Annotated in this window: 20 protein-coding genes; 15 read left to right on the top strand and 5 right to left on the bottom strand. The window is 72.5% G+C overall.

Annotated features, from left to right (window positions below; all coding sequences use genetic code 11):
* Positions 1-169: 169 nt before the first annotated feature.
* From ABT336_RS22340 to ABT336_RS22310, 7 genes are all read left to right on the top strand, one after another.
* Positions 170-1,060, top strand: a complete 891-nt coding sequence (locus ABT336_RS22340) for a hypothetical protein (protein WP_350898691.1) — start codon at positions 170-172, stop codon at positions 1,058-1,060.
* A 16-nt stretch (positions 1,061-1,076) separates the two neighbouring features.
* The gene (locus ABT336_RS22335) at positions 1,077-2,057 is read left to right on the top strand and encodes a pirin family protein (RefSeq protein ID WP_350898689.1); all 981 of its coding nucleotides are present in this window, start codon (positions 1,077-1,079) and stop codon (positions 2,055-2,057) included.
* 430 nt (positions 2,058-2,487) lie between these two features.
* Positions 2,488-2,898: a DUF2267 domain-containing protein gene (locus ABT336_RS22330; protein ID WP_350898687.1), complete on the top strand. Its 411-nt coding sequence runs from the start codon at positions 2,488-2,490 to the stop codon at positions 2,896-2,898.
* Positions 2,899-3,011: 113 nt separating this feature from the next.
* Positions 3,012-4,223, top strand: coding sequence for a DUF418 domain-containing protein (locus ABT336_RS22325; protein WP_350898685.1), 1,212 nt, complete (start codon positions 3,012-3,014; stop codon positions 4,221-4,223).
* 251 nt (positions 4,224-4,474) lie between these two features.
* Positions 4,475-5,503 (top strand): TerC family protein, encoded by a 1,029-nt coding sequence (locus ABT336_RS22320; protein WP_350898683.1) that lies wholly within the window; start codon positions 4,475-4,477, stop codon positions 5,501-5,503.
* A 182-nt stretch (positions 5,504-5,685) separates the two neighbouring features.
* Positions 5,686-6,987, top strand: a complete 1,302-nt coding sequence (locus tag ABT336_RS22315; protein ID WP_350898681.1) for an NAD(P)/FAD-dependent oxidoreductase — start codon at positions 5,686-5,688, stop codon at positions 6,985-6,987.
* A gap of 188 nt (positions 6,988-7,175) precedes the next feature.
* Complete coding sequence (locus ABT336_RS22310) at positions 7,176-7,475, top strand: hypothetical protein (RefSeq protein ID WP_350898680.1); 300 nt, start codon at positions 7,176-7,178, stop codon at positions 7,473-7,475.
* A 5-nt stretch (positions 7,476-7,480) separates the two neighbouring features.
* On the opposite strand, the gene ABT336_RS22305 is transcribed toward ABT336_RS22310, so the two are convergent.
* Both ABT336_RS22305 and ABT336_RS22300 read right to left on the bottom strand, forming a co-directional pair.
* Positions 7,481-7,831 (bottom strand): STAS domain-containing protein, encoded by a 351-nt coding sequence (locus ABT336_RS22305; RefSeq protein ID WP_350898678.1) that lies wholly within the window; start codon positions 7,829-7,831, stop codon positions 7,481-7,483.
* 47 nt (positions 7,832-7,878) lie between these two features.
* Positions 7,879-8,241: an STAS domain-containing protein gene (locus tag ABT336_RS22300; protein WP_350898676.1), complete on the bottom strand. Its 363-nt coding sequence runs from the start codon at positions 8,239-8,241 to the stop codon at positions 7,879-7,881.
* Positions 8,242-8,476: 235 nt separating this feature from the next.
* Between ABT336_RS22300 and ABT336_RS22295 the strand changes: the two genes are divergently transcribed.
* From ABT336_RS22295 to ABT336_RS22275, 5 genes are all read left to right on the top strand, one after another.
* Positions 8,477-10,237 (top strand): PP2C family protein-serine/threonine phosphatase, encoded by a 1,761-nt coding sequence (locus ABT336_RS22295; protein ID WP_350898674.1) that lies wholly within the window; start codon positions 8,477-8,479, stop codon positions 10,235-10,237.
* Positions 10,234-11,283: a cobalamin B12-binding domain-containing protein gene (locus ABT336_RS22290; protein WP_350898672.1), complete on the top strand. Its 1,050-nt coding sequence runs from the start codon at positions 10,234-10,236 to the stop codon at positions 11,281-11,283. Before ABT336_RS22295 ends, ABT336_RS22290 begins: the two co-directional genes overlap by 4 nt.
* Positions 11,284-11,358: 75 nt before the next feature.
* Positions 11,359-11,760, top strand: coding sequence for an STAS domain-containing protein (locus tag ABT336_RS22285; RefSeq protein ID WP_350898670.1), 402 nt, complete (start codon positions 11,359-11,361; stop codon positions 11,758-11,760).
* Between the two features lie 67 nt (positions 11,761-11,827).
* The gene (locus tag ABT336_RS22280; RefSeq protein WP_350898668.1) at positions 11,828-12,274 is read left to right on the top strand and encodes a response regulator; all 447 of its coding nucleotides are present in this window, start codon (positions 11,828-11,830) and stop codon (positions 12,272-12,274) included.
* A 159-nt stretch (positions 12,275-12,433) separates the two neighbouring features.
* On the top strand, positions 12,434-12,934 hold the full coding sequence (locus ABT336_RS22275; protein WP_350898666.1) for an ATPase: 501 nt from the start codon (positions 12,434-12,436) through the stop codon (positions 12,932-12,934).
* Positions 12,935-13,013: 79 nt separating this feature from the next.
* On the opposite strand, the gene ABT336_RS22270 is transcribed toward ABT336_RS22275, so the two are convergent.
* The 3 genes from ABT336_RS22270 to ABT336_RS22260 all read right to left on the bottom strand — a co-directional run bounded on the left by ABT336_RS22270 (position 13,014) and on the right by ABT336_RS22260 (position 15,689).
* Complete coding sequence (locus tag ABT336_RS22270) at positions 13,014-13,889, bottom strand: hypothetical protein (RefSeq protein WP_350898664.1); 876 nt, start codon at positions 13,887-13,889, stop codon at positions 13,014-13,016.
* 344 nt (positions 13,890-14,233) lie between these two features.
* Entirely contained in the window at positions 14,234-14,659 is a 426-nt protein-coding gene (locus ABT336_RS22265) for an OsmC family protein (RefSeq protein WP_350898662.1), read from the bottom strand.
* A 94-nt stretch (positions 14,660-14,753) separates the two neighbouring features.
* Complete coding sequence (locus ABT336_RS22260; RefSeq protein WP_350898660.1) at positions 14,754-15,689, bottom strand: serine/threonine-protein kinase; 936 nt, start codon at positions 15,687-15,689, stop codon at positions 14,754-14,756.
* 227 nt (positions 15,690-15,916) lie between these two features.
* On the opposite strand from ABT336_RS22260, the gene ABT336_RS22255 reads away from it, so the two are divergent.
* The 3 genes from ABT336_RS22255 to ABT336_RS22245 all read left to right on the top strand — a co-directional run.
* Positions 15,917-16,663, top strand: coding sequence for a response regulator transcription factor (locus ABT336_RS22255; protein ID WP_350898658.1), 747 nt, complete (start codon positions 15,917-15,919; stop codon positions 16,661-16,663).
* Positions 16,641-18,143, top strand: coding sequence for a sensor histidine kinase (locus tag ABT336_RS22250; protein ID WP_502891235.1), 1,503 nt, complete (start codon positions 16,641-16,643; stop codon positions 18,141-18,143). The genes ABT336_RS22255 and ABT336_RS22250 overlap by 23 nt, the downstream gene beginning before the upstream one ends.
* 45 nt (positions 18,144-18,188) lie before the next feature.
* On the top strand, positions 18,189-19,689 hold a 1,501-nt coding region (locus ABT336_RS22245; protein ID WP_350898656.1), incomplete at its 3' end, for an ArnT family glycosyltransferase.

Genomic DNA, 19,689 nt, shown 5'->3' with positions numbered 1-19,689 from the left:
GCTGACCTGGTGGCCGAGCACTGGAACAACAGCTGACCCGGATCGTGTTCTGTCGCCGGCCGGTGTCCTTCGGGACACCGGCCGGCGACGTCTGCGCGTACCGTCGCCGGATTGATCCGAACCCTTGCGGGGCACGTATGTCCAGCGGGGACGGTGAAAGGGGAGACTGGTGGCCGACCACGAGATGTACCGGCGTCCGGTGCCGGACCGGGTCATCGAGGTGACCGGTCCCCAGGAGTCCCCGCCCCCCGCCACTGACCGGCCCCGCTGGTCGCGGGGCATGCGGATGCTGGCCGTCGCCGTCGTGGCGCTCCTCGTGTTGGGGGTCGCCGCCGTGGCCGCGATGCTGCCCGCCACCGACCACACCACTGGGAACTTCTCCGGCGTGAACCGTCCGGCGCCCGACGGACCCGCCGACCCGGCCGGCGAACCCGATCCGGCGGCGCAACCGGCCGACGAGGCGACCGCACCCCTGGACGGCCGTCGACAGGCCGTCTTCGAACTCGTCGACGGGGTCACCACCCTCTCCCTGCGCACCGACGACCTCGGCGACCGGCTGTACCGGATCAGCAGCCCGCCCGAGGCCGGGGTGGTCCCCGCGCCCAAGGTCTTCGGCGACCAGGTCCACCTGCACGTCGGGCGCAGCGGTCGGGAGGGACCCGGCGTGGTCGACGTGGTCCTCCACTCCGGGGTCACCTGGCAGCTGAAGATCACCGGTGGGGTCGACGAGCAGGTGCTCGACCTGAGTCGGGGCCGGTCCGCCGGAGTCGAGCTGGTTGGCGGGGCCAGCCGGACCGAGCTGCGGCTGCCCGACGTCGCCGGCACCCTCACCGTCCGGATGTCCGGCGGCGTGGGCGACCTGCTGATCCGGTCGACAGGTGACCAGCCGGCACGGGTACGGGCCGGATCCGGTGCCGCCACCATCCGGGTGTACGAGCACCGTCGGACCGGTGTCGCCGCCGGTACCGTCGTCGGCTCCCCGGACTGGGACCGCGTCGACGACCGGCTCTGGGTCGACCTGGTGGCGGGGGCCAACTCGGTGACCGTCACCGGGAGCTGACAGTACAGTCAGGGTGGTGGAGCGTACCGAATCGATGCCGGCGCTGACCCGACCCGCCGGCGCCGCCCCGACCGACCCCGAGAGTGTCCTGCTGCCCGGCCACGACGTGCCGCTCGGGCGGTGGACCACAGTCCGCCGCCTGCTGCCCCAGCGGCAGCGCCGGATGGTGGGCGCGTGGTGCTTCGTGGACCACTTCGGCCCCGACGACGTCGCACAGCGACCCGGCATGGAGGTGCCGCCGCACCCGCACACCGGGTTGCAGACGGTCACCTGGCTGGTGGACGGGGAGATCGTGCACCGCGACAGCCTGGGCAACGTCCAGTCGATCCGTCCCGGCCAGCTCAACGTCATGACCTCCGGGCACGGCATCGCCCACTCCGAGCGCTCCCCCCGGGACCGTCCGCCGGTCATGCACGGCGTCCAACTCTGGGTGGCGCTGCCCGACCCCGCGCGGGCCGGGGCGGCGGACTTCGCCCACCACGCCGACCTGCCCACCTGGCGCAGCGGGGACCTGCACGCCACTGTGCTCGTCGGCGACCTCGACGGGGTGCGCTCCCCGGCGGTGGTGCACACCCCGCTGCTCGGCGCGGAGCTGACCTTCGGTGGCACGGCCCCGGCGACCCTCGCGCTGCGCCGGGACTTCGAGTACGGACTGCTGGCCCTGGCGGGTTCGGCGCAGGTCGACGGGACCACTGTCGCCCCCGGTTCGCTGCTCTACCTCGGGACGGGCCGGGACCGACTCACGGTGCGCGCCGCCCCCGACTGCCGGTTGCTGCTGCTGGGCGGGGAACCCTTCGACGAACCGCTGGTCATGTGGTGGAACTTCGTCGGCCGCTCGCACGAGGAGGTGGTCGCCGCCCGGGAGGAGTGGATGGCCGGGGCCTCCCGGTTCGGCACGGTGGCCGACGACCCGGCCGACCCCCTGCCCGCCCCGACACTGCCCACCACCAGGCTGAAGGTGCGGGACCGTCACGGGGGCGTCCGCCCGGTCGAATGACGCCGGCCTCTCATGATCAAAAAGGTGGGATGCCCCACACTTTCCCCGAAATCGGCCGTTCAGACGATGGTGCATCGTATCCTGGTCCTGGCTGAGATGCCCGCCCGGTTCGGGCGAACATCCCTCGCGGCGGTCACGACCCGGTTCGGGCGTGGACCCCTGGAGGACAGAGTTGCTGTAGCGCCCCGGTTCGCGGTTCGTGAACCGGGGCGCTGTCAGTTTCGGGGCCCGTCGCCCGACACGCGGATCCGGTCACGGCCGGGCGCGGCCACCCACCCGGAAGCAGCCCACGTCACGACCACTGTCGTCCCACCCCGGTGGACGCCGACGGCGTGAGGTGCCGGCGAGGGGTTTGTCCCCCCGGTACGCGGGAACCCCGGGCCGCCCCCGCCGCAGCGGGTGTCCGACGGCCCACCGAAGGAGCGACCGGATGAACTACGACACCTTCGTCGACCAGGTGGCCCGGCGTACCCGGGCCTCCTCCGAGCAGACTGTGGAGCTGATCCGGGCGACGCTGGAGACCCTCACCGAGCGGCTCACCGGTGGGGAGGTGCTGGACCTGGCCACCCAGTTGCCGAGGCCGTTGCAGGTGATGCTGCGGCCGACGCCGGACACCGAGGCGGCCGACCGGTTCGGGGCGGCCGAGTTCGTGGCCCGGGTCAGCTACCGCACCGGGATCGACGAGAGCGCCACCCGGATCGCCGTACGGGCGGTCTTCACCACCCTCCGGGAGGCGATCCCCGGCGGAGAGTTCGACGAGATCGTCACCCGGTTGCCCCGCGACTACCGGGACATGGTCGAGCCGGCCCTGGCCCCCGGTGTCGCCCTGCGTCGCGCCTGACCCCTTCGAGGTCCCTCGAAGGAGGTATCCCGATCTCACCGGCCGGTACGAGGCCCGGCGGCGCGACGGCTGGCACGCTGACCTGGTCAGTCGGACCACGAGACGGGACACCGATGGCCACCACCGCCACCTCCACCCCCACCACCACCCCCGCCGCCGGTCGGGTCGTCCTGCTCGACGTGTTGCGCGGGGTGGCGATCCTGGGGACCCTCGCCACCAACGTCTGGATCTTCGCCACCCCCGGCGGCGAGGCCCGGTTCCTCCTCGACGCCACGAGCGTCTCGGCGGCCGTCGGCCTCTCCGGTGACGGACCGGCCGCCGCCGCGATCGTCGAGGGCGTGTTCCGGTTCCTGGCCAACGGCAAGTTCCTCGCCCTGCTCACCATCCTGTTCGGCGTCGGTCTGGCCATCCAGCACCGCAGCGCCACCACCCGGGGACGGCCCTGGCCCGGCCGGTACGGGTGGCGCGCACTGCTGCTGTTCGTCGAGGGAACCCTGCACTTCCTGGTGGTGTTCGCCTTCGACGTCCTGATGGGGTACGCGGTCACCGCGCTGCTGGTGGCCTGGCTGCTGGCCCGCTCCGTCCGGGTCCAGCGGGCGGCGATGTACCTGGCGGGCGGAATGCACCTGGCCCTGATGCTGTTGCTCACCCTCGCCCTGGTGCTCGCCCCGCAGGCCGCCTTCGGCGACGGCGACGGCGGGGCGGGCGGGGCCGGCACCGAACCGCAGTTCACCGAGGCGGGCTGGCCCGACCAGGTCGCGTTCCGGCTGGACAACCTGTTGGCGTTGCGGGCCGAGCCGATCCTCACCTTCGGGCTGCTCGTCTTCCTCTTCCTGTTCGGCGTGCGGCTGTGGCGGGCGGGGGTGTTCGACGCCGACGACCGGGGTCGGGTCCGACGTCGACGGCTGCTCTGGATCGGACTGGGCGTCGGGTTGCCGTTGAACGCGGCGACCACCCTCGCCGGACCACAGTGGTTCCTGGTCGACAGGTACGTCTGCGCCCCACTGCTGGCCCTGGGCTACCTCGGCCTGGTCGGGGTGTGGGTGGACGGCAGCCGGCGACCCGGGGTGGTCCGCGACGGACTGGGCGCGGTGGGCCGTACCGCGCTGTCCTGTTACGTCCTGCAGAACGTGCTCTGCGCGGCGCTCTGTTACGGCTGGGGACTGGGGTTGGCCCACGCGTGGCGACACGCCGCCCCGTGGTGGGTGCTGGGGCTCTGGGCGGTGCTCAGCGTGGTGCTGGTGGTGGTCGCCCGGTGGTGGACGACCCGGTGGCGGCGAGGACCCCTGGAAGCGGCGGCGGGACGGTTGGTACGCCGGAGCTGACCTGTCACTGCCGGTGTCGCCCGGTTGACCCCACGTCGACCCAGGTGGGGCCGGAGGCGAACTCGTCGGAATTGTTGGCGGGGTCGAGTTGGTACACGCCCCCGGCCTGTCCTAACCTGGTCCAGGACGAGGGGAGTACTTCCCACGAACCATGCCGGTCAGTACGGTGCGCTGATGCGCACCCCGGGTGGTTGCCCATGAGAGATGGGTGAAGGAGACCTCGAACATGGAATGGTGTTCGAGGAGGTCTCATGCCCGAAATGTCGTACGCGGCTGCGTCCACCGGCGGTGGTCTGACGTCGATCGGTACCCCCACCATGTGGGCGGTGACCATCGCGGGCGTGATCGCCCTGCTGGCACTCGACTTCCTGGTCACCCGGAAACCGCACGAGGTGTCGATGCGGGAGGCCCTCGGCTGGTCGGCGTTCTACGTCGCGCTTCCCCTGGCCTTCGGCGTCTGGATCTGGTGGGACTTCAGCTCCCAGGAGGGCCTGGAGTACCTCACCGGGTACCTGGTGGAGAAGTCCCTGTCGGTCGACAACCTCTTCGTCTTCATGCTCCTGCTGGCCGCCTTCGCCGTCCCCGGCGCCCTCGCCCAGCGGGTCCTGCTCTTCGGCATCACCGGCGCCCTGGTCCTGCGGGCGATCTTCATCGCGCTCGGTGCCGCCGCGTTGCAGACCCTGGACTTCGCCTTCCTGATCTTCTCGATCATCCTGATCCTCACCGCGATCAAGCTCCTGCGTGACGCCCTCTCCGGGCACGAGCAGGAAGTCGACATCTCGAAGATGCGGTCGGTCCGGCTGCTGCGCCGGTTCATGCCGGTCACCAACGAGTACCACGGCACCAAGATGGTGGTCCGCCTCAACGGCAGGCGCACCCTGACCCCGCTGGCCCTGGTGGTGGTAGCGGTCTTCGCCACCGACATCGTCTTCGCCGTCGACTCGGTGCCCGCCGTGTACGGCATCACCGAGGACCCGTACCTGGTCTTCGCCACCAACGCCTTCGCCCTGCTCGGCCTGCGGGCGCTCTACTTCGTCCTGCACGCCGCCCTCAGCCGCCTGGTCCACCTCAGCTACGGCCTCGCCGTGATCCTCGCCTTCATCGGCGTCAAGCTGGGTCTGCACTGGGCCCACGGGATCTGGGACGGCGTACCGGAGATCCCCACCCTGGTCTCCCTCGGCGTGATCGTCGGGGTCCTGACCATCGTGACCCTCACCAGTCTCCGGGCCACCCGCAACACCGAGCCCGGCCCGACCGAGGTGGTCAAGGAACGACTCTGAGGCAGACCCCACCGGTCCTCCCCGCCGTACGGTGACGGCCCACGTCGAGCACCGACGGCGCGGGAGGCGACCCGGGGGCGTCGAACCGCCGGACCGTACGAGGGCCGATCCCGCACGTCCGGGGGCGGCCCTCGCGCGTGACCCCACGTTTGCCGGGTCGATCGGCGGGAACCGCTGCAGGCATGACGAAACCTCGTGTGGTGATCGTGGGTGCCGGTTTCGCCGGATACCACGCGGCGAAGACCCTCAGCCGGCTGGCCCGTGACCGGGCCGAGATCGTCCTTCTCAACTCCACCGACTACTTCCTCTACCTGCCGCTGCTGCCCGAGGTCGCCGCCGGGGTCATCGAACCGACCCGGATCTCCGTGCCGCTCGCCGGGACCCTCGACGGGGTCCGGGTCGTCATCGGCGAGGCCGACCGGGTCGACCTGCAGAACCGGTGGGTCGGCTTCACCCAGCCCGAGGGCGACCGGGGACGGTTGGCGTACGACCGACTGGTCCTCGCCGTCGGTAGCGTGAACAAGCTGCTGCCCATCCCCGGCGTCACCGAGTACGCGCACGGTTTCCGGGGGCTGCCCGAGGCGCTCTTCCTCCACGACCACGTGGTCCGGCAGATCGAGCTGGCCGAGCAGGCGCAGGACCCGGCCGAGCAGCAGGCCCGGGCGACCTTCGTGGTGGTCGGCGCCGGATACACAGGCACCGAGGTGGCCGCCCACGGCCAGCTGTTCACCGACGAACTGGTCGCCCAGCGGCCCCGGCTCTCCGTCCGGCCCCGGTGGATGCTGCTGGACGTCGCCCCCCGGGTGCTTCCCGAGCTGGACCAGCGGATGTCGGTTACCGCCGACCGGGTGCTGCGCCGCCGTGGCGTCGACGTACGGATGGGCACCTCGGTGGCGGAGGCCACCGCCGACGGGGTGCGGCTCACCGACGGGGAGTACGTCCCCACGTGCAGCCTCGTCTGGTGCGTCGGGGTACGCCCGGACCCCTTCGTCGCCGACCTCGGGCTGCGTACCGAGAAGGGCCGCCTGGTGGTGGACGAGTTCCTCACCGTCCCCGGCTTCCCCGAGGTGTACGCCTGCGGGGATGCCGCAGCGGTCCCGGACCTCGCCCGACCCGGTGAGGTGTGCGCGATGACCGCCCAGCACGCCCAGCGGCAGGGCAAGCTCGTCGCCCACAACATCGCCGCCTCGTACGGGCAGGGGCGTCGCCGCCCGTACAAGCACCACGACCTGGGTTGGGTGGTCGACCTGGGTGGCAGGGACGCGGCGGCGAACCCGTTGAAGCTCTCCCTGTCCGGTCTGCCGGCCAAGGCGGTCACCAGGGGCTACCACCTGTTGGCCATGCCGGCGAACCGGGCTCGGGTCGGTGCCGACTGGATGCTCGACGCCGCTCTGCCCCGCCCGGCGGTGCAGCTCGGTCTGGTGCCGGCCAACGCCGTACCGCTGGAGAGCAGTTCACCGGAGATCGCGATGCACCGGCCCTGACCCGCCCGGCCACCTCGTTCCTGTTCCGGATCGTCGATCTCTCCCGGCCCGCCTTCCCGTCGGTACCCGTGCCGAGACGGGGGCCGGTGCCCGTCTCATCCGACCGGGGTGAGGGGCGCTCACCCGGAGCGGCTCCACCATCACATCGGCGAGGCAACTTCCGAGGAGCGCGGAAGGGGGAGGTCGTCATGAGGCAGATCGTCGAGATCGTGCCGTCCCGTCCCGGGTGGTACGCGCGGTGGCGCACCGCAGGGGGCACCCGCTGCTACCCGATCAGCCTGTGGGCACTGGTCGAGGAGGCGGACGGGAGCGGACGGGAGGTGATCGGGGTGGACTGCGCCGGGCAGTGGCCGGGCGCCGACGACCTGGACGCGGAGGTGGAGTTCGTCCGCTACCTGTTCCACGCGGTGGACACCGGAACGCCGGAGGACGCGGAGCCGCCGTCGACCCGGGCCGGGTTCCGGCGGCAACCCGCCACCACCACCTGACCGGGTCAGCCGGCGGCCTGGCTCCCGTCGACGGTGGCGGTCCCCGGGTCGACAGCCAGCAGTTCCGCCAGGCCGGTGCGGTCGAGGAGCTGTTGGAGCTGGCGACTCACCCCGGTCAACCGGATCGGCCCGGTGCCGCTGCGGTGGATCACGACGAAGGCGCTGAGTCCGGAGGAGTCACACAGGGTGACCGCGTTGAGGTCGACCTCGAACTGCTCGTATCCGTCCCGACGCAGCTGCGCGGCGGCGGCGATGAGCTCAGGTGCGGTGTCGAAGTCGAGTTCGCCGGTCAACCGCAGCCGGACGTGGCCGGCCTGCGGCCGGGTCACCTCGATGGACAACAGTCGAGACGGCATGGCTCCAGTCTTCCAGCCGCCTGCGGGGCGGGCACCCCGAGGGGTGCCTAGGCGATGGCGGCGGGGGGTTGCGTCCGGTCGGCGTCGCCCGCCGGACGGCCGAGCAACGGGCGGGCGAGCAGACCGGTGACCCCGGTCATGTCGAGGATGGTGTCCAGGAAGCGGGGGGTCGACTGCAGGACGATGGCGGTCCCGGCGGGCTGTCCCTCCCGCCACGCGTGCACGATCACGGAGAGCCCGGTGCTGTCGATGAAGAGCAGGTCGGAGAAGTCGAGGACGATCGTGGAGGGGTTGGTGGCGAGCATCCGCTCGACCTCGACCCGTAACGGCCTGGCGGTGGCGTAGGCGAGGTCGCCCCCGATGCGGATGACAGGCGCATCCGGATCGGTGTGGTCGACGGAGAGACTCAACGGAGTCGTCTCCGGCTTCCTCCCATGAGGTACCAACGCTAGTTGCCTTTCCGCGGGGGCTCTCTTGCCACCGATCGTAACAATCCCGCCCGCAGGCCGCAGGGTACGGCGGGGGCGGCGGTCCGCGCGAGGTGGCGGTACCGGCATACCGGCGTAGGGTGGGACGAAGAGATTGGATCATATGCACCGCACCGGGTGGTGCGCGCGACGCCGACAAAGGAGTGGGGCCTAGCTGGTGGATGCTGCCGACGTCAGGGACTGGGATCCCGGCGACGGACGGATCTCCGCACCGAGCGCCGGACGGCGTGCGGCGCGGACCGTCGACGCCGTGCCCCGGTCGGCACTGGCGCCGCTGGCCCCGGACCGGGACCACCACGCCCCGCCCGACTGGTCGGAGGTGGTCGAACACTTCCGCGAGGGGTTCGTCGTCTGCGACGCCGCCGGCCTGGTCACCCACCTCAGTCCGGTCGCGCGACGACTCCTGCCCGAGATCACCCTCGGTGCCCTGCCCGCAATGGTCGGCCTCCCGGCCCTCGGTGACGACGCCCCCGGTGGCGAGTTCTCGCACCACGGTCGGCGACTGCGGGTACGCCGGGTGGCCCTCTCCGCCGGCCGGTCCTGCCGGTACGTCGAGGACGTCACCGAGAGCGTCACCCGAGCCGACGCGCTGCTGGCCGAGCGGGCCCGCTCCGGATTCCTCGCCGTGGTGGGGGAGAAGCTCGGTAACCCGCTGCACCCGGACCGCGCTGCGGCGGCGGTGGTCCGCCTCGCCGTACCGACACTGGGTGAGGCGGCGGTTCTGGTGCTCGCCCCCCGCTCCGGTCGGGCCCGCTGGTGGCGGGCCTCCCGCGCCGAGGACGAGACGCCGACGGTCGACAGCGGCGTCCTGAACAGCACCGATCTTCCTCCGGCGATCCAGGAGGGGCTGGTGGGGGCCGAGCCGCACGCCGTGGACTGGCTCGTCGAGCAGGCGGTGGCGGCGGGGTGGCTGCCCGGTCTCCCGGCCGACCAGGCCTGCGCCCGGGTGGTGCCGTTGCCGGGGCGGGAGGAGCCCGTCGGGGTGCTCCTGGTCGCCCGGCGCTCCACCCGCTGGTACGACGAGGACGACGTCGAGCTGATCCGGGCCTTCGCCGCCCGTGCGGGAGCCGCGCTGACGACGGCGGTCCTCTACCGCGACCAGGCCGAGGTGGCCGACACGTTGCAGGCCAGCCTGGTCCCGGTGGAGCCGGTCGAGTGCGCCGGGGTGCAGTGGGGCACCGCCTACCGGCCCGCCCAGGCGGGGCTGCGCATCGGCGGGGACTTCTACGGCTCGCACCGGCTCACCGACGGCGGGTCGGTCTTCTTCCTCGGTGACGTCTCGGGCAAGGGTGTCGAGGCGGCCGTCTTCACCGGTCAGCTCCGCCAGTGCCTCCAGGCCCTGCACCGGGTGGAGTCGCAGCCCGGCCGGTTGCTGCGGCTGCTCAACGGTGCCCTGCTGGAGACGACCCAGGCGCACGGCCAGGGCCGCTTCGCCACGATGGTCGTCGGGGTGGTCCGCCCCCAGCGCGACGGCGGGCTGACCCTCACCCTGGCCGGCGGTGGCCACCTGCCGCCCCTGGTGTTGCGGGCCTCCGGCGACGTGGAGGTCGTCCCGCTCACCGGGATGCTGATCGGGGTGGTCCCGGACCCGCGCGTCGGTGAGGTGACGGTACGACTGGAGCCGGGCGAGACCTGTCTGCTCTACAGCGACGGGGTGACCGAGGCCCGGGGCGGGCGACGCGGTGACGAGCAGTTCGGCGCGGACCGGCTGCTCACCGCCGTCACCGGTTGCCACCGGATGCCGGCAGCGGCCCTGGCCGAGCGGATCGAGCAGGTGACCTGCGACTGGCTGGCCCACGGTGACCACGACGACATCGCCGTCCTGGCGTTGCGGGCGGCCGGTCGGAGCGTGCGTCCGACGCGGCACCTGCACGCGGTCCCGGCGGCTCGGGGTGGCCCCGGGGAGTCGGCCGGGTGACCGCCTCGTCGACCGGGACCAGCCCTACGGCTGCCTTTCCCGGCTACCTGGACGCTCTGGCGGAGGCCGACGAGTACGCCGCTGTCGACGTCGCCCTGGCCCTGCTGGCCGACGGGGTGTCCGCCGAGCGGGTGCTGTTGGAGTTGGTGGCACCGGCGCAGGCCGAGGTGGGGGAGCGGTGGGCGCGTAACGAGTGGAGCGTCGCCCAGGAGCACGCCGCCACCCACGTCAGCGAGCGGGTGGTCGCCGCCGTCGCGGCGCACGCCGACTCCCGCCCCACCGGGGAGCGGATCGTGGTGGCCTGCATGGACGGCGAGTGGCACTCGCTGCCGTCCCGACTGGTCGCCGAGGTGCTGCGGCTGCGCGGCTGGCAGGTCACCTTCCTCGGGGCCAGTGTCCCCGCCGCGCATCTGGTCTCCTATCTGCACCGGCACGACGCGCACGCGGTCGCCCTGGGGTGCGCCCTGCCGATGCGGCTGCCGTACGCGCACCGCATGATCGAGGCGTGTCGACGCTCCGACGTTCCGGTGCTGGTGGGCGGTCGGGGCTTCGGCTCGGACGGCCGGTGGGCGCGCACCCTGGGGGTGGCCTGGGCGGGTGACGCGCCGTCGGCCGCCGCCCTGGTCGCCGACGAGTCGGCGCTGCGGCGGGTGCCGGCGGCCCGACTGTCGCACCTCGCCGACGACGAGTACGTGAGCCTGACCAAGCGGCGCGGTGAGCTGATCGACGGCGCGTTGGCCGACCTGTACGAGCGGGCGCCGCAGACCCGGGACTACGGTCCGACGGAGTTGGACTCGACCGTCAGCGACCTCGGCTACCTCCTGGACTTCCTGGCCGCTGCCGTGTACGTCGACGACGGGTCGCTGTTCGACGAGTTCGTGGACTGGATGACGTCGATCCTGAGCATCCGGGGGGTGCCGTCGTCAGCGGTCGGACTGAGCCTCGGCTACTTCGGGCGGCAGCTGCGGGACTTTCCCCGGGCGGCGGGATTCCTGGCGGCGGCGCGGGACCGGGTGGCCGGATCGGTGAGCGTCGCCGGGCGTTGAGGGGCCGGCCGGGCTGCTCTGCGTATACTTGCTCCACTGCAAGGATCAGCTTGTGGCGGAGCGAAAGGGACCACGTTGACGTTCACCGTCACGTACGACCCCTGGCTCACCGACGGTGTGCGCCTGAGGCTCACCGGTGAGCTCGATCTGAGCACTGTCCCACAACTCGACGCCGTGCTCGACGACGTCGCCGCCCGGGGGCGGAGGCGTCTGGTGGTCGACCTCACCGACCTGGTCTTCTGTGACTCCACGGGTATCGCGGCCTTCGTGCGGGGTGACAACCGGGCCGCCGCCGACGGTGGTTGGCTGCGGGTGACCGGGGCGACCGGGCGGGTCGAGCGGGTCCTGCAGGTGACAGGTCTCTGGGACCTGCTGCGCTACGCTCCGGAGTCGCCGGGGGGCGGTTCGTCGACGGCTCCGGCCGGTCCGACGGGGGTACCGGAACCGGTGGACCCGCCGTCGCGCTCCGTGCCGTGATGGGTTAGATTTCCCCGCCAGCAGGTGACCGTCGGGTCCCGTTTCCACCAAGTTGAGGCAGGTAGTCATGGGTGTAGGCCATCCGAGCCCGGTGCGGATCCTGGTGGTGGACGACGACCCCGGTGACGTCCTCATGATCGAGGAAGCGCTCGCCGACTCCGACGTCGACAAGATCATCAACGTGGTCAGCGACGGTCAGGAGGCGATGGAGTTCCTCCGTCGGGAGGGGCGGCACACCACCGCGAGCCGTCCGGACGTCATCCTGCTCGACCTGAACATGCCCCGGATGGACGGGCGACAGGTGCTCGGCGAGGTCAAACAGGACGAGGACCTGCGGACCATCCCGATCGTCGTGCTCACCACCTCCAACGCCGACACCGACATCGTGGGCAGCTACACGCTGCAGGCCAACGCGTACGTGACGAAGCCGATCGACCTCGACGACTTCAACGACGTGGTACGCCGCATCGACGAGTTCTTCGGCCGCGTCGTGGTGCTCCCCAAGCGCGCCTGACGAACGGTTCCGCCTGGTTTCTCCCGCAGTGTCACCGCCGACAGGTCTTCCTGCCCTCGCGGATGCTGAACATTTCTCCCGAACCGCCTCGCCGGTCCCCGGCACCGACCAGGATCGTCAGGTGGGGGAAGAGATGTCAGCTGCCTGGGGGGCGACAGCATGGGATTCTCCGTCGTTGTGAACGGCTACGACCAGTGGCAGGTGGACTCCTGCCTGCGTGAACTCGGGGTCGGCCTGACCCGGTTGGCGGCCCGGGTGGACGGTGCCGCCGCGCCGGGCCGCCTCTGGGAGGAGGTCCGGCAGGAGGCGGACCGGCTGCGCGGCCTGACCGACTCGGCTCTGCCCGGGGCCGTACCGGAGTCGACCACCGACGCCCGGGGGCAGGTGACCGAGCTGCTCGCGCAGGCCCGGGGTGAGCTCGACGCCGCCCGGGAGGAGGCCCGCCGGGTCCGGGAGGAGGCCTACGCACAGGCGCTCGCGGCCCGCCGGGAGTGCGAGGCGGCCCTGCAGACCCGTCGGCGACGCCAGGACCGGGTCGACGAACTCCTCGGTGACCTGACTGTCGAGCCGGTGCCGGTCGACACCCCGACCGCCGCCGGCGGGGTGCCGAGCAGCCGGACCGCCGCCGGCGGCACCGATTCGCCCGACCGGCGACACTGACCTCAGGGCAGCGCGGCTCGCCGGAACGCCCGGTGCTGGCCGCAGAGCACTGCGGTTCGCCGGACCGGCGGCGGTGACCTCAGAGCAGGGCGGTGACCACTGTGGTGGCCCGCTGCTCGTGCTGGGCGTACTTGTCGGGGAAGGCCGAGATCTGCACCGCCTGCGCGGCGGCGGTGACGCTCATCTGCTCCCAGGCGGGGATCTTGCGCAGCGCCTCGTAGAACAGCTGGGCGGAGTGCGCCGGACGCATCAGGTCCCGGACGGTGCCCCAGCCGCTGCTCGGGCGCTGCTGGAACAGCCCGACCGAGTCGTGGTCGGAGCCGCTGCCCTGGTCGGAGTACTGGTGCGACTCGGGGATGACGTCGCTGGCCAGGTTGTAGAGGTTGCTCTCCTGCATGGCGGTGGCGAGCGCGACCACCATGGCCCGGCGGGGCATCTTCATGTCGGCCCCGACGTCGACGATCACCTTGGCGTTGTCCATCTGGATCTGGGTGAGCCCGGCGACCGGTCGGGGACGGGGCGGACGCGTCGACTTCTTCGGCGTCGGCTTGGCGGTGGCGGTGGCGCTCTTCGACTTCTTCGGCGTCGGCGAGGTTGTCGGGCTCGGCGACGTGGTGGCGCTGGTGTCGGGGGAGGGGTTGGTCAGGCGGTCCAGGGCCCGGGAGGCCCGCTGGTCGGCTTCGGCGTCGCGTTCGAGGAGGGCCTCGCGGACCGGCTCGGTCGGACTGTCGGTGCCGGCGTGGATGCCGGCGAAGGCCGCCACGCCGAGGCAGCAGCAGACGCCGGTGGCGATCGCGACGCGGGCCGGGGCCGAGCCGAGCAGCCCGGGGCGGCGGCGGGTGCCGCTGCGCCGACGATGACGGCCGGTGGTCCTTTCGGGGGAGGGGGCATCGACCGGTTGGTCGGTGGGCGACGCCTCGGTCGACTTCTGCTCGAAGGGATCATCGGAATGCACCCGACGAGGCTAGAAAAGTGAGCCACGGATGGCATCGCCCTGATTGGTGGGATGGCCCACACTTTGGGCTGATCTTGGCCCCAGGTGATCCGGTCAGGTGGCAAACGTGGTCGTAGAGCGTCTATCGGGCATGTCGTAAAAGTCAGTCCTGTCGGAGGTCGACCGGCATTTCGCCGGCCGCCCGCCGACCCGCCTCCATCTCGGTCGGGATCGGCCGTCCGGCTGACCGGTGCCACCGTGTGGGTGAGCCAACCTCCACCGTCCGACCGAGTCGGCGAGCGTCCCGGGCCCGACCTGGTCCGGCGAGCGTGCCCGCACCGACCGGCGGGGCTGTCCGCTGTGGGTCAGCGGTTCGGGCTGTCCGCCCGGGTGACGGTGAGCCGGTGCCGACTGGCGTCGTCGCTGGAGAACGGCCACAGCCGGTCGGCGTGCTCCACCAACTCGGTCAACTGCGCCGGGGTCAACCCGGTGGAGGAGATCGAGGCGTGCACGTCGGCCCGGTACCGACCGTCGTCGTCGCGGCCCAGTCGCGCCTCGGCGCGTACCTGCACGGTGTGCGCCTCGTCGGTGATCTCCCCGGCCGCCTCCACGGCAGCGTGGTGCAGGCAGGAGGCGAAGGCCGCAGCGAGCAGCTGCTCCGGGGTCAGACCCGTGCAGTGCGGCGCCAGCGGAGACGCCAGCGCCGTGGACAGCTCCCCGTCGTCGGTGCGTACGTGCCCACCCGCAGCGGTCGCCGTCGCGGCGTGCAACCAGGAACTAGGATCCGGCATCGCGTTCCTCCCGTCACTCACCGCAGCGGCTACCCGCCCGCCCCCTGGCGAAACGCCGTGCCGCCCGACTGTCACCGGGGGCGGCCCGCCCGGGTCAGGCGGGACGCGGGGGCTCGGTGAGCACGGCGGCCTGGGTCACCTCGGTGGCCGCCCGCTCGGTCCACGGCGAGATGCGCTGCACCGGCGGCCTGGCCTGCAACATCGGCACGTACACCCGGGCGTCTACCGCCTCGGCCAGCAGCAGCGCGGCCATCAGGCTGGTCGGCCGGTCGGTGGGCTCCTCGGCCAGACAGAGTCGGCACAGGTCGGCCACCTCCGCAGGCAGGCCCGCGACCTCCGGCAGCGGCTCCGGGGGGTGGCTGCGCCGCTCACCTACCAGCTGCGTGGCGGTGTCGGCGACGTACGGCAGCCGCCCGGTGAGGCAGTAGTACAGCAGCACCCCGACGGCGTACATGTCGGCGGCGGGGGTCACCGGTCGGCGGTCGAACTGCTCCGGGGCGAGGTACGCCGGAGTGCCCACCACCACGCCGTCCGGGGTGGTGTCCGGTGTCCCCACCGCAGTGGCGATCCCGAAGTCGAGCACCTTCACCCCGGCGGGGGTGAGCATGACGTTCGCCGGTTTGACGTCCCGGTGCACGATGCCGTGGGCGTGCGCGGCGGCCAGGGCGGCGCAGACCTCCGCGCAGACCCGGACCGCGATCCGCCAGTCCAGTGGCCCGGCCCGCAGGTGCGCGGCGAGCGTCTCGCCCTCGGCCAACTCCATCACGATGTACGGGATCGGCCGACCGGCCGTCGCGGCGGCCGTCCCGAAGTCGTGCACGCTGGCCACGTTCGGGTGCACCAGCCGGGCCGCCGACCGCGCCTCGGCGCGGATCTGCGCCACTGTCACGTCCTCGTCCTCGGCGCCGGGGGACATCAGCTTGACCGCCACCGGCCGCTCCAGCACCGTGTCGTGGGCCCGCCACACCTCCGACATGCCACCGATGCCGATGCGCTGTTCGAGCCGGTACCGGCCGTCCAGCGTCCTCATCGACGTACTCCTTCGCCTCTCGTCACCGCGTCGGGGGTCGGACGCGGTACCAGGGGTGCCGGTACCCGAGCCTTCAGCTGGGCAAACCGCCGCAGGTCGGCGCTGCCCAGGTCGGCCCGCCCGCCGCCACACCCCGACGGTACGGCGTAACGCCCGCCGCAGGCGCGCACAGCTGGTACACAGGAACGGCAGAGGCACCCCACAGCGAGCCCACCCACGATGGGGGCATGGTCATGAACTGGCAGGTCGAGCAGGGCCGGATCGAGTTGAGCCGCCCCGACGGGACCCCGGTGCGGGTGCTCGTCGTCGACGACGAGCCCACGTTGGCCGACCTCCTCTCGATGGCCCTGCGGTACGAGGGTTGGCAGGTCCGTACGGCAGGCAACGGGATGACGGCCCTGACCACCTCCCGCCAGTTCGAGCCGGACGTGGTGGTCCTCGACGTGATGCTGCCCGACCTCGACGGTTTCCAGGTGCTGCGGCGGCTGCGCGAACAGACCCCGACAGTGCCGGTGCTCTTCCTGACCGCCCGCGACGCGGTGGAGGAGCGGATCGCCGGGCTCACCGTCGGCGGCGACGACTACGTCACCAAACCGTTCAGTCTGGAGGAGGTGATCGCCCGGCTCCGGGCGCTGCTGCGCCGCTCCGGACTGGCGGTGGCCACCCGACCCGACGCCGTGCTGGTGGTGGGGGACCTGTCCCTGGACGAGGACAGCCACGAGGTACGCCGGGCCGGGCAGCTGGTCACCCTGACCGCCACCGAGTTCGAGCTGCTGCGGTACCTGATGCGCAATCCGCGCCGGGTGCTGAGCAAGGCGCAGATCCTCGATCGGGTGTGGAACTACGACTTCGGCGGCCAGGCGAACGTCGTCGAGCTGTACATCTCGTACCTGCGTAAGAAGATCGACGCGGGCCGCAGGCCGATGATCCACACCCTGCGGGGTGCCGGGTATGTCCTCAAGCCCGCCGACTGAACCGGAAGGCGGGCCGTCGTCGCCCGGTCGGCGGGTGCGACGGTGGTCGGCCGGTGTGTCCCTGCGGACCCGGCTGGTGGCCACGGTGGTCATGCTCCTGGCCGTGGTCAGCATCGGGATCGGCGGCGTCGGCACTGTGGCGCTGCGGCACGTCCTGGTCGCCGACGTCGACGACCAGCTCCGCCCGGAGGGTCGGTGGCCGGAGGGCCGGGAGTCGCCGCAACCGAACTGGCGGTGGGACCGGCTGGCCATCCCGCCCGGATTCCCACCCGGGACGATCGTCGCCCGGGTGCAGGACGGTCGGGTGCAGGCCGCCCAGACCCTCACCACCGGCCGGGCCGAGGAGCCGGTCCCGGTGGCGGAGCTGGCCGCTCTGGCCGACCTGCCCACCGACGGGAGTCCCCGGACCCGGTCCCTCGGCGACCTCGGCGACTACCGGGTGGTGGCCCGGCAGATGACCGACGGTCAGGTCCGCGTCTTCGGGCTGCCCCTGGCCGGGGTGCAGGAGACCCTCTGGTGGATGGTCGTCGCCCAGGCCGGGCTGGTCACCGCCGGGCTGCTGGTCGCCGGGACCGCAGGCGCGCTCATCGTCCGGGCCACCCTGCGTCCCCTGCGCCGGGTGGCGGCGACCGCAGGACGGGTCACCGAACTGCCCCTGGACCGGGGCGAGGTGGTGCTGTCGGTGCGGGTTCCGCCGGGAGACACCGACCCCCGGACCGAGGTGGGGCAGGTCGGGGCGGCGCTCAACCGGATGCTCGGGCACGTCGCCGCCGCGCTCGCCGCCCGGCAGGCCAGTGAGACCCGGGTCCGCCAGTTCGTCGCCGACGCCAGCCACGAGCTGCGTACCCCCCTCGCGGCGATCCGGGGGTACGCCGAGGTGACCCGACGGGGTCGGGCCGAGGTGCCACCCGACGTGGCGTATGCCCTGCGCCGGGTCGAGTCGGAGACCGCCCGGATGACCAGCCTCGTCGACGACCTCCTGCTGCTGGCCCGGCTCGACTCCGGCCGACCGCTGGCCGCCGACCCGGTCGACCTCAGTGCCCTGGTCGTCGACGCGGTGAGCGACGCCCACGTCGCCGGACCCGACCACCGGTGGCAGCTCGACCTGCCCGACGAGGCGGTGGTCGCCCCCGGTGACGCCGCCCGGCTCCACCAGGTGTTGGCCAACCTGCTGGCCAACGCCCGGGTGCACACCCCGGCCGGTACGACTGTCACCACCCGGCTGGGCCGTGAACCGGGCGGAGTGTGGGTCGACGTCACCGACGACGGCCCCGGCATCCCGGACCCGTTGCAGCCGGAGGTCTTCGAGCGGTTCGCCCGGGGCGACAGCTCCCGGTCGCGCGCCCACGGCAGCACCGGCCTGGGCCTGGCGATCGTCGCTGCCGTGGTGGAGGCCCACCACGGCACCGTCGCGGTGACCAGCCGACCCGGGCACACCGAGTTCCGGGTACGCCTTCCCGGGTCCACAGCGGACTCATAGCCCACCCACCGGCTCCGGCAAGCTGGAACCCGAAGGCTGGTCGCCATGAACCAGACCGAGACCCCCACGGTCGCGTCAGGGCCGTCGCCCGTCGCGGCGGCGCGCGACACCGACCCCCCGTCGGTCCGACCCCGATGGGAGCGCCCGGCGCTGATCGCTCTCCTGGCGGGTACCGCCCTGCTCTACCTCTGGGAGTTGAGCGCCTCCGGGTGGGCCAACTCCTACTACTCGGCGGCGGCACAGGCCGGCTCGCAGAGCTGGAAGGCGTTCTTCTACGGCTCGTCGGACGCGGCGAACTCGATCACCGTCGACAAGACCCCGGCGGCCCTGTGGTTGACTGCCCTGTCGGTACGGGTGTTCGGGCTCAACAGTTGGGCGGTCCTCGTCCCACAGGCGTTGCTCGGCGTCGCGTCGGTGGCCGTCCTGAACCTCACCGTCCGCCGTTGGTACGGCACCGCAGCGGGGCTGACGGCCGGGTTGGTCCTGGCGCTCACCCCGGTGGCCACCCTGATGTTCCGGTTCAACAACCCCGACGCCCTCCTGGTGTTCCTGATGGTCGCCGCCGCGTACGCAACGGTGCGGGCGGTGGAGACGGCCTCCACCCGGTGGCTCGTGCTGGCCGGAGTCCTGATCGGATTCGGGTTCCTGACCAAGATGTTGCAGGCGCTGCTGGTGGTGCCGGCCCTCGCCGGGGTGTACCTGGTCGCCGCCCCGACCGGGCTGTGGCACCGGGTCCGGCAACTCCTCGCCGCAGCCGTGGCGATGGTCGTCGCCGCCGGGTGGTGGGTGGCGACAGTGGAACTGGTGCCTGCCAGCGCCCGCCCCTACGTCGGCGGGTCGCAGCGCAACAGCGTCCTCGAACTGGCCCTCGGCTACAACGGTCTCGGCCGGCTCACCGGAGACGAGGAGGGTCGCGTCGGCGGGGGCGGGCCGTTCAGCGGGCGTACCGGCTGGCTGCGCATGTTCGACAGCCAGGTCGGCGGTCAGATCTCCTGGCTGCTCCCGGCCGCTCTGATCCTCCTGGTCGCCGGTCTGGTGGTGACGGGTCGGTCCGGCCGGACCGACCGCCGTCGGGCCGGACTCCTGTTGTGGGGTGGCTGGCTGGTGGTCACGGGGGCGGTGTTCAGCACCATGTCGGGGATCTTCCACGAGTACTACACGGTCGCCCTGGCCCCGGCCGTCGCCGCCCTGGTGGGCAGCGGGGCGGCCCTGCTGTGGCGTCGTCGGGGCGGCCCCGGGTGGCGGTCCTCGGCGGCAGTGTCGACGCTCGCCTGCACCCTCGCCGTGACCACCTGGTGGTGCTGGGTGCTGCTCGGCCGTTCCGCCGACTGGTACCCCTGGCTGCGGACCACAGTACTGGTGGCCGGGGTGGTCGGTGCCGCGCTGCTGGTGGTGGCGGACCGGCTGTCGAGTCGGCTCGCTCCGGCGGCCGTCGCCCTCGGGCTGGGGGTGGCGCTGGCCGGACCGGCCGCCTACTCCCTGCAGACCGCCGCCGAGCCGCACACCGGCGCGATCCCCACCGCCGGACCGTCCACGCGGGGCGGAT

The organism is Micromonospora sp. NPDC000207 (genome assembly GCF_040300925.1).
Classification (GTDB): Bacteria; Actinomycetota; Actinomycetes; order Mycobacteriales; family Micromonosporaceae; genus Micromonospora.
This window is presented reverse-complemented; position numbering and strand designations above follow the sequence as displayed.

What these genes read in the sequence shown, in the direction of transcription:
- ABT336_RS22265 (WP_350898662.1), bottom strand. Translation starts at nt 14,659, where the DNA reads ATGCCGGATCCTAGTTCCTGGTTGCACGCCGCGACGGCGACCGCTGCG.
- ABT336_RS22275 (WP_350898666.1), top strand. Translation starts at nt 12,434, where the DNA reads ATGGGATTCTCCGTCGTTGTGAACGGCTACGACCAGTGGCAGGTGGAC.
- ABT336_RS22325 (WP_350898685.1), top strand. Translation starts at nt 3,012, where the DNA reads ATGGCCACCACCGCCACCTCCACCCCCACCACCACCCCCGCCGCCGGT.
- ABT336_RS22315 (WP_350898681.1), top strand. Translation starts at nt 5,686, where the DNA reads ATGACGAAACCTCGTGTGGTGATCGTGGGTGCCGGTTTCGCCGGATAC.
- ABT336_RS22330 (WP_350898687.1), top strand. Translation starts at nt 2,488, where the DNA reads ATGAACTACGACACCTTCGTCGACCAGGTGGCCCGGCGTACCCGGGCC.
- ABT336_RS22305 (WP_350898678.1), bottom strand. Translation starts at nt 7,831, where the DNA reads ATGCCGTCTCGACTGTTGTCCATCGAGGTGACCCGGCCGCAGGCCGGC.
- ABT336_RS22320 (WP_350898683.1), top strand. Translation starts at nt 4,475, where the DNA reads ATGCCCGAAATGTCGTACGCGGCTGCGTCCACCGGCGGTGGTCTGACG.
- ABT336_RS22255 (WP_350898658.1), top strand. Translation starts at nt 15,917, where the DNA reads ATGGTCATGAACTGGCAGGTCGAGCAGGGCCGGATCGAGTTGAGCCGC.
- ABT336_RS22280 (WP_350898668.1), top strand. Translation starts at nt 11,828, where the DNA reads ATGGGTGTAGGCCATCCGAGCCCGGTGCGGATCCTGGTGGTGGACGAC.
- ABT336_RS22250 (WP_502891235.1), top strand. Translation starts at nt 16,641, where the DNA reads ATGTCCTCAAGCCCGCCGACTGAACCGGAAGGCGGGCCGTCGTCGCCC.
- ABT336_RS22260 (WP_350898660.1), bottom strand. Translation starts at nt 15,689, where the DNA reads ATGAGGACGCTGGACGGCCGGTACCGGCTCGAACAGCGCATCGGCATC.
- ABT336_RS22310 (WP_350898680.1), top strand. Translation starts at nt 7,176, where the DNA reads ATGAGGCAGATCGTCGAGATCGTGCCGTCCCGTCCCGGGTGGTACGCG.